Annotated in this window: 10 protein-coding genes and 1 pseudogene; 7 read left to right on the top strand and 4 right to left on the bottom strand. The window is 73.8% G+C overall.

The window, feature by feature from the left end:
* Both ACWEN3_RS34865 and ACWEN3_RS34860 read left to right on the top strand, forming a co-directional pair.
* On the top strand, nucleotides 1–943 hold a 943-nt coding region (locus ACWEN3_RS34865; protein WP_452979232.1), incomplete at its 5' end, for a metallophosphoesterase family protein.
* Nucleotides 944–1,021: 78 nt separating this feature from the next.
* Nucleotides 1,022–2,050 (top strand): LLM class flavin-dependent oxidoreductase, encoded by a 1,029-nt coding sequence (locus ACWEN3_RS34860; protein WP_452979228.1) that lies wholly within the window; start codon nucleotides 1,022–1,024, stop codon nucleotides 2,048–2,050.
* Between the two features lies 1 nt (nucleotide 2,051).
* Here the strand turns inward: ACWEN3_RS34860 and ACWEN3_RS34855 are convergent, their stop codons facing one another.
* Entirely contained in the window at nucleotides 2,052–3,026 is a 975-nt protein-coding gene (locus ACWEN3_RS34855; protein ID WP_452979227.1) for a TauD/TfdA dioxygenase family protein, read from the bottom strand.
* Between the two features lie 198 nt (nucleotides 3,027–3,224).
* Here ACWEN3_RS34855 and ACWEN3_RS34850 point away from each other — a divergent pair, with 198 nt between their 5' ends.
* From ACWEN3_RS34850 to ACWEN3_RS34840, 3 genes are all read left to right on the top strand, one after another.
* Nucleotides 3,225–4,055, top strand: coding sequence for an aldo/keto reductase (locus ACWEN3_RS34850; protein WP_452979225.1), 831 nt, complete (start codon nucleotides 3,225–3,227; stop codon nucleotides 4,053–4,055).
* Nucleotides 4,056–4,129: 74 nt separating this feature from the next.
* Complete coding sequence (locus tag ACWEN3_RS34845; RefSeq protein ID WP_452979222.1) at nucleotides 4,130–4,741, top strand: DNA polymerase ligase N-terminal domain-containing protein; 612 nt, start codon at nucleotides 4,130–4,132, stop codon at nucleotides 4,739–4,741.
* A gap of 243 nt (nucleotides 4,742–4,984) precedes the next feature.
* Entirely contained in the window at nucleotides 4,985–5,419 is a 435-nt protein-coding gene (locus tag ACWEN3_RS34840; protein ID WP_452979219.1) for a cupin domain-containing protein, read from the top strand.
* Here ACWEN3_RS34840 and ACWEN3_RS34835 read toward each other — a convergent pair.
* The 3 genes and pseudogenes from ACWEN3_RS34835 to ACWEN3_RS34825 form a co-directional block, all read right to left on the bottom strand.
* Nucleotides 5,420–5,614: pseudogene (locus ACWEN3_RS34835) on the bottom strand (ATP-binding protein); the annotation flags it as partial. It lies immediately after the preceding gene.
* Between the two features lie 102 nt (nucleotides 5,615–5,716).
* Nucleotides 5,717–6,184 carry a peroxiredoxin gene (locus ACWEN3_RS34830; RefSeq protein ID WP_452979216.1) on the bottom strand — a complete coding sequence of 156 codons (468 nt, stop codon included), beginning with the start codon at nucleotides 6,182–6,184 and terminating at the stop codon, nucleotides 5,717–5,719.
* Nucleotides 6,181–6,561, bottom strand: a complete 381-nt coding sequence (locus tag ACWEN3_RS34825) for a DoxX family protein (protein WP_452979213.1) — start codon at nucleotides 6,559–6,561, stop codon at nucleotides 6,181–6,183. Before ACWEN3_RS34825 ends, ACWEN3_RS34830 begins: the two co-directional genes overlap by 4 nt.
* A gap of 363 nt (nucleotides 6,562–6,924) precedes the next feature.
* On the opposite strand from ACWEN3_RS34825, the gene ACWEN3_RS34820 reads away from it, so the two are divergent.
* Nucleotides 6,925–7,467: a hypothetical protein gene (locus ACWEN3_RS34820; protein ID WP_452979210.1), complete on the top strand. Its 543-nt coding sequence runs from the start codon at nucleotides 6,925–6,927 to the stop codon at nucleotides 7,465–7,467.
* Nucleotides 7,468–7,662: 195 nt separating this feature from the next.
* Complete coding sequence (locus ACWEN3_RS34815; protein ID WP_452979207.1) at nucleotides 7,663–8,442, top strand: XRE family transcriptional regulator; 780 nt, start codon at nucleotides 7,663–7,665, stop codon at nucleotides 8,440–8,442.
* Nucleotides 8,443–8,536: the final 94 nt, after the last annotated feature.

Raw genomic sequence — 8,536 nt, 5'->3', positions numbered from 1 at the left:
CCGCGCCTGGTGGCGTGCGCTGCTGTGGCACCGGCCGCGCCCGGCCGACGAGCAACGGCTCGCCGAGGCACGGCGGTTGCGCTCGGCGCCGGGCCAGCAGGTCGCACAGCCCGGGCCGTACTGGGCGATCGACGCGGGCCCGCTGCGCATCGTCGGCATCGACACCGGGCTGCTGGGCACGATCGACGCCGAACAGGGCGCCTGGCTGCGCGAGGTGTCCCGGGGGCCGAAGCCCAAGATCCTGGTCACCGGGTCACCGCTGTACGTCGACGGCGAGCACCACCCGTGCCCCATCGAGGGCGGCGGCACGGTCGACGACATCGTCCGGGACCCGGAGCACCACTACGTGGCCGCGATCGGCGGTGACATACACAACTACCAGCGGTACCCGGTCGACGTGGCCGGCCGCACCATCCAGTACGTCGTCTCGGGCGGCGGCGGGGCGTTCATGCACGCCACGCACACCATCCCCCGGGTGTCGGTCGGGGGCGTCACCGAGCGCGACTTCCGCTGCTATCCGCTGCGCGGCGACTCACTGGCCTTCTACAGCCGCCTGTACGGCCGCCGGCTGCGGCTGCGCCGCCTCTTCACCCTGAGCGAGGCCGAGGCGACGGCCGTGATCGCCCAGTATCTCGGCGTCGAGCCCGGCCGCGCCCTGGGTCCGGACACCCGGGTCACCCGGCGCACCCGGCTGGTCGCGAGCCTCCTCGGCGCCGGCGGCCGCCCGGACCGCACCTCCCGGGTCCGGCTGCCCGTGCGGAAGATCTACACCCAGCTGTTCTCGCCGTCCTCCGCCACCTACAGCCCGCCCTTCTTCAAGTCCTTCCTGCGCCTGGACGTCACCGGAGACGCGGTACGACTGCGCTGCTTCGCGGCGACCGGCAACCGCGCCCAGGAGATCGACCCGCCGGTCGAGGACGAGGTCACGATCCCCCTGAGGTGAGCCCGCCGAACCGATCACACGGTTGTCACATTCGGCTGCCAGAATGGCCGGGTCGACGTACGACCGCTGGAGGAGCCGGTGTCGTCCACCCCTCGCCCCCTGCGCAAGCTGGGCTTCCTCACGATCGGGCTGTTCGACGCGGCGGACCCGGCCCGGGGCCACGAGTCGACGCTCGAGATCATCGAGCTGGGCGAGCGGCTCGGCTTCGACAGCGCCTGGGTCCGCCACCGGCACCTCCAGTACGGCATCTCCTCCCCCGTGGCCGTCCTCGCCGCCGCCTCGCAGCGCACCCGCCGCATCGAGCTGGGCACCGCGGTGACACCGCTGGGCTGGGAGAACCCGCTGCGGCTGGCCGAGGACCTGGCGACCGTCGACCTCCTGTCCGGCGGCCGGCTGAACCCCGGCGTCAGCGCCGGCCCGCCGACGCACTTCGAGCAGGTCAAACAGGCCCTGTACCCGGACACCGCCGACGCGGAGCAGTTTGGTCACGAGCGGGTGCGGCGGCTGCTGGACCTGGTACGCGGCGAGCCCGCCACCGGCTTCAGCGGGACGGAGGGCTTCGAGACCTACTCGGACGTGGTCCAGCCCCACTCACCGGGGCTCGGGCGGCGGCTCTGGTACGGCGGCGGCGGCCTCGGCTCGGCCCGCTGGGCGGCCGAGCACGGTATGAACTTCCTGACCAGCAGTGTCGTCAAGGCGGAGGGCCCGGGGACGCCCCCGGACTTCGCGGAGATCCAGCTGTCCCACATCCGCCGGTTCCGGGCCCACCACCCCGACGGCGAGTCGGCCCGCGTCTCCCAGGGCCTGGTGGTGATCCCCGCCGACTCCGCGACACCGGAGCAGCGCGCCAGGTACGCGGAGTACGCGGCCCGGCGTCTGCCCCGCACGGCCGCCCCGCAGGGCCCGGCGCGGCTGCTGTTCGCACCGGACCTGGTCGGCACCTCCGAGGAGCTGGCCGAACGCCTGCACGCGCACGCCGCGTTCCGCGAGATCGACGAGGTGGCCTTCGCCCTGCCGTTCACCTTCGGGCACGAGGACTACGTACAGATCCTGACCGACATGGCGACGAGCCTGGGGCCGGCGCTCGGGTGGCGGCCGGCCGGCTGACTCACCAGCGGCCCACCGACGTGCCGGTGACCGGTTCGGACGGCCTGCCGTCCACCCCGACCGGCACGTCGCCCTGAAGCATCACCCGGTGCATGATCCGGGGCGAGCCGGCCTGGACGTGGTCGCCGGGGGCCAGGTGGATGGTGGCCCGGTTGTCCCAGAAGGCGACGCTGCCGGGCTCCCAGCGGAAGCGGACCGTGTACTCGGGGCGGACCGCCTGCTCCAGCAGCATCTCCAGCAGGGCCGCGCTCTCCGGGCGGGAGACGCCGACGAGCTGCTCCAGGTAGTAGCCGTTGACGAACAGCACCCGCTCCCCCGTCTCCGGATGCACCCGTACCAGCGGGTGCACGGAGGCCACCTGGTGGTCCAGCAGGTGGCGGAGGTAGGCGTCGTCGCCCGGCCGCGGCTGGTAGCCGACGCCGAGCCGGTGCTCGGCGCGCAGCCCGTCCGCGAAGGCGCGGACGGGGGCCGACAGCCCGGCGTAGGCGGCGGCCAGGTTGGCCCAGGTCGTGTCGCCGCCGTAGGGCGGGACGGTCTCGGCGCGCAGGACGGTCGCCATCGGCGGGTCGATCCGGGCGCCGTGGTCGCAGTGCCAGCCGCGCAGCAGGGTGTGCCGGCGGCGCTGCAGCCACTCCTCGTGGCCCATACCGAACCGGCCGCCCAGGTCCAGCCGGTCCGCCGTGGTCTCCACCTCGGGGAAGCCGGCCGGTGAGGCACTGCCCCGCCGGCCGAGGACGACCGGTTCCCCGAAGCGGCGGGCGAAGGCGATGTGCCCGGCGTGGTCCAGCCGCTGGTCCCGGAAGAACACCACCTTCCAGCGCAGCACGGACCGCCGGATGAGGGCCACCACGGCGTCGTCGAGCGGTCCGGCGAGATCGGCACCGGTGATCTCGGCCCCGATGTGCCCGGCGACGGGCCTCACCTCCACGCCCGCGACCCGCTCCGGCCGATCAGCGGCGGCCCTGTCCGTCGTCATACGCGCTCCGATGCTCGTCCGTACCGGCTCCGCGAAGATCGTGGCACCCGGCGCCCCGGACGGCGAACGTCGGACGCCCGTGTTCGGAAAACGCCGTCGACGCACTGTCCCGCCCCTCCGCTGCCACGTGAGCGGTTGATCACCACCGACCGTATCCGTGAGGCTGGGGGGACGACACTGTCGAGGGAAGGTCCCATCGTGAACGGCATTCCGGCGCACACGCTCAACGACGGTACGGCGATCCCCGCCGTGGGTCTCGGCACCTGGCCGCTGGACGACTCGGCGGCCGAGCGGGCCGTGCGCGGTGCGCTCGGCCTCGGCTACCGGCTGGTGGACACCGCGACGAACTACCGCAACGAGACCGGCGTCGGCCGGGGCATCGCGGACAGCGGGGTGCCCCGCGAGGAAGTGGTGGTGACGACCAAGCTCCCGGGCCGCCACCACGGCTACGAGGAGGCCCTGGCCTCCTTCGAGGAGTCCCGGCGGCGCCTCGGCCTGGAGTACGTGGACCTCTATCTGATCCACTGGCCCAATCCCCGGGTCGGCAAGTACGTCGACACGTGGAAGGCGATGGTCAAGCTGCGCGAGGACGGTCTGGTCCGCTCGATCGGCGTCTCCAACTTCACTCCCGAGCACGTCGTCCGGCTGGAGAAGGAGACGGGCGTGCTGCCGTCGGTGAACCAGATCGAGCTGCACCCGATGTTCCCGCAGGAGGAGCTGCGCGCCTTCCACGCGGACAAGGGCATCGTCACCGAGAGCTGGAGCCCGCTGGGCCGGGGCAGCCATCTGCTGGACGACCCCGAGGTGGCCCGGATCGCCGAGGCGCACGGCGTGACGCCCGGGCAGGTGCTGCTGCGCTGGCACGTCCAGCTCGGCGCGCTGCCCATTCCGAAGTCGGCCGATCGCGAGCGGCAGCGCGCCAACCTGGACGTCTTCGGCTTCGAGCTGGACTCGGACCAGATGGCGGCCATGGGCCGCCACGCCCCGCGCAGGCTCGGCGGGGACCCGGAGACGCACGAGGAGTTCTGAGGCACCGCGCCCGGGGAGGCGCGCGATCCGGGGTACCCGGGGCCGGTGAGGCGGACGTACGGAAGGAGCCGCACGTGGCAGCGGAGGACCGGCTGCGGACGTACCGCGGCAGGCGCGACTTCGAACGGACCCGCGAGCCCTCGGGCGAGGACACGGCCGACGGGGACGACCGGCCGCGGTTCGTGGTGCAGATCCACGACGCGAGCCGGATGCACTTCGACTTCCGGCTCCAGGTGGACGACGTCCTGAAGTCCTGGTCGGTGCCGAAGGGCCCGTCCAGCGACCCCGGGGACAAGCGGCTGGCCGTCCCGACCGAGGACCATCCGCTGGCGTACGAGGACTTCGAGGGCGTGATCCCGAAGGGCGAGTACGGCGGGGGCACGGTGATCGTGTGGGACCGGGGGACCTACGAGCCGCTCAGCCACGACCGCCGGGGGCGGCCGGTGGACTTCGCGGAGTCCCTGGAGCACGGGCACGCCTCGTTCCGGCTGCACGGCACGAAGCTGCACGGCGAGTACGCCCTGACCCGCTTCCGCGGCGGCGCGGACGAGGAGGAGTCCTGGCTGCTGGTGCGCAAGGGCCCGGCCCGAGCGGCGGGGCACGGCACCCCGGACCCCCGGCGGGCCCGCTCGGTGCGCACCGGACGCACGCTGGCCCAGGTCGCGGCCGACGGCGCCGAGGAGTGAGGGGCGGCGCCGGGGCGGCCGGACGCCCCGCCCGCGTCGAGAGGCGCGCCGGCCCGGGACTACCCCGGCAAGCGCCGGGACGGCGCCGCCCCCGACCTCTTCATGACCCGCGTCGCCCTGCGGGAGACCGACGACGTCTACTGACGCGAGCACACTGAACCGGATTCTCGGGTTCCGCCCTCGACAGGCCGATTCTGCGCTTATGTTCGCGCCGACAACCGTCGCCTGTCTGGAGGCTCCCGCATGCGCACAGCACTCCGCACCGCCGTCGTCGGCGTCGTGACCGCCGCCACCGCACTGATGTGCCAGACCGCCGGGGCGACGCCTCCGGGGCCCGGGGTGACGGCCCGCACCATCAGCCAGACCACCGTCGGCGGCACCGACTACACCCTGCGCGAGATAACGGTCCCGCCCGGTCAGAGCACCGGCTGGCACTACCACGACGGCCCGCTGTACGGCTTCGTGAAGCAGGGCACGCTCAGTCACTTCGACTCCTCCTGCGCCTCCGACGGCCTCTACCGGGCGGGTTCGACGATCCAGGAACCGGCCGGTTCCGGCCACGTCCACATAGGCCGCAACCTCGGCGACACCCCGCTCGTCCTCGACGTGCTCTACGTGCTGCCGCACGGCTCCCCGTTCTCCGAGGACGCCCCGAACCCGGGCTGCCCGTTCCAGTGATCAGGCCTCGGGGAGCGGCTGTTGGGCCCAGATCGTCTTGCCGGCGCCCGTCTGCCGGCTGCCCCGGCGCTGGGTGAGCCGGGCGACCAGCAGCAGTCCGCGGCCGCCCTCGTCGTAGGCGTGGGCCCGGCGCAGGTGCGGTGAGGTGGAACTGGCGTCGGAGACCTCGCAGATGAGCGCGCGGTCGCGGATCAAGCAGCCGCGCAAGCCCTTCGCAGGCCGGGTGCCCGCTTCAGCGCCCGTAGGCAGGCGGGCCCTGAATCCGCTCCAAGAGGCACGGGCACCCGGTCTCCCGGGTCAGCCCCGGTGGGTGTGCAGGGCGGCGAGGGCTCGGTCGGCGTGGGTGTTCATGCGGAGTTCGCTGCGGACGATCTCCAGGACGGTGCGGTCCTCGGCGATGACGAAGGTGACGCGCTTGGTGGGGGCGAGGGAGAAGCCCCGCTTGACCCCGAACCGCTCACGGACCGTGCCGTCGGCGTCGGACAGCAGCGGCATGCCGAGGGTGTGCCGGCCGGCGAACTCCTGCTGCTTGTCGACGCTGTCCCCGCTGATGCCGACGGGCCGGGCGCCGACGGCGGCGAACTCGGCGGCGAGGTCGCGGAAGTGACAGGCCTCGGCGGTGCAGCCCGGGGTGAGGGCGGCCGGGTAGAAGAAGAGGACCACGGGTCCGTCGGCCAGCAGCTCGCCGAGCCGCCGGACGGCGCCGGTCTCGTCGGGCAGGGCGAAGTCCTCGACCTTGTCCCCGACCTCGATGTGCTCCGTCACGACTGTCCCTCCCCGCTCCGGGCGACACCACGGGCCCACAGCACCAGGGGCATCTGGAGGGGCAGTCGCGCGAGGGCGGCGGCCTTCAGCGGCGCGGGCCGGTGCCGCCAGTCCACGGCCATCTTCACGTTCGCCGGGAACACGCCGACGAAGAACGCCGCGGTCGTCTTCGCGGTGACCGCGCGCGTGCGGGGCGCGGCGATTCCGGCCGCCAGGGCCAGTTCGACGACCCCGCTGGCGTACGTCCAGGCCCGGGGCGAGCCCGGCAGCGCGCGGGGCACGATCGCGTCGAACCGGCGCGGGGCGGCGAAGTGGGCGACCCCGGCCGCGGCCAGTAGGCCGGCGAGCAGCAGGGGTGATCGTTCGGACCGGGACAAGGTTCCTCCTCTGGTGACCTGCCGCCGGATATTACTGGACGGTAGGCCACCGGGTCGCCGGTTCGAGCGGCTCGTCACGCCGCCGCCACCGGGCGTCCACCTCGACGGCGGGCCCCGCCGCAGTGTTACCACGGCACACGCATCCCTTTCTCACGTCACGCGGACGTCCACGGAGACGGGCAGGACCGTGGAACACCTGTCCGCGGCAGACCCGATGGACCGGCCCGCTGCCCCGGCGCCCGTCCCGGGGGACGTCCCACGTGTCCCAGGGGACGCCGGAACGGCATGGTGACGGTTCGTCACGGCAAGGCTGGGCGGCGTGATCACTGCTCGTGGTCACGAGATCGACAGCCGGAGGCTTCCATGATCCGACGGACCCTCAAGAGCGGCCTGCTGGCCACGGTCGCGGTGCTCGCGCTCCTGCCCACGACGGCCGGCGCAGCCGCCGCCGCCACCACCGCCCAGCACCCGGTGCCCGCCGTCGCCGCCCAGCAGTACACCTACCGCACGCACCACGTCCGGCACCACGTCCACTACCGGAGCCACCACGCGCGCCGGATGCTCCACGCGCACCGCGGGCTCCGTTTCACCCCGCAGGGGACGGTGTACCTCCTCGGCCCGCAGGGCATGGCCTACCGCATCACCGTGAGCGAGGCGCCGTACCACCGCACCCTGCCCCTCACCGGCCGGGTCGCCACCCACCGCCTCCGGCTCAACGTGCGCTCCGGCCCGGGCACCGGCTACCGGGTGGTCGGCCACCGGAGCACGCACCGGCTCATGACCCTCACCTGCAAGACCTACGGGTCCGGTGTGCGCGGCAACCACGTCTGGTACCGGCTCCCGCGGCACCGGGGCTACGTCTCCGCCCACTACGTGAGGACCAGCCGGGCCGTCCCCTGGTGCTGATCCGCGCCGGCCGCCCCACGCCATGACCGTTGAAGGCCTGTCCGGGAACCCGCGTCCCGAACAGGCCTTCGACATGGGCGTACGGTTCACTCTCCTCATACCTCGTCAGGAGTTGCAGCCGCCGTCCGGCAGGGAAGCCATTCCGGCAACAGGGGCGAAACCGCCCATAGCGGAATGTGAGTCGAGGAACGTACGATGCGGCACCCCCAAGGATCGACCACGCCGGACGAGCCACTGGTGCTGAGACTGCGCGAACTGCGGGACGGTACGGGGCTGAGCCTGGCGGCGCTGGCCGCGCGCACCCCGTACAGCAAGTCCGCCTGGCACCGCTATCTGTCCGGCGGCAAGCGGCCGCCGAGGCCCGCGGTGGAGGCCCTGTGCCGGCTCGCCGAGGCCGACACCGCCGCCGTGCTGGCCCTGTGGGAGGCGGCCAGGGATCCCGCTCCCCCGGGCCCGTCCGGGGAGTCCGCCCGCGGCAGGTGGCTGCGGTGGAATCCGCTGTGGCTTCCGGTGTCGGCCCTCGCGCTGTTCGGCGCCGCGACGGCGGTCGCCGCCGCCGTCGCCCTCGCCGGCCGTCCGGGCAGCGCCCCGGCCGCGCGCACCGCGACCTCGGTACCGCGCTGTCACGGCGCCTCCTGCAAGGGCGAGTTGCCGGACGCCACGGTGTGCGCACGGGACGCGCAGACCAGGAGCACGGTCTCCGACCAGGGCTACGCCGTGAGGCTTCGCTACTCGCCGGCCTGCGGCACCGCATGGTCCGAGGTGCGCGTGCGCTCCCCGCGGGCGCGCGAGGTGTCGGTGCGGGCCGGCGAGGACGTCCTCACCGCGAGCTACCCTGCGGACGACGCCACCGGTGCCAGCAGCCCGATGCTCTCGGTGTCCTCGCCCCGGGGCGTGGAGGCGTGCGCCGAGGTGGGCGGGAAGCTGGCGTGCACCGGCCTTGACGCGGACGGGCCGCCGAGCGCCGAGGGCTGACACGGACCGGGGCCGCCCCCGCCGGGGGGGGGGCGGGGCCGCCAGGGGGGCCCGGGGCGTCGGGGGTGGGGGATAGGTCGGGCGCACGGGTGTG

This window comes from Streptomyces sp. NPDC004561 (genome assembly GCF_053602155.1).
This window is presented reverse-complemented; position numbering and strand designations above follow the sequence as displayed.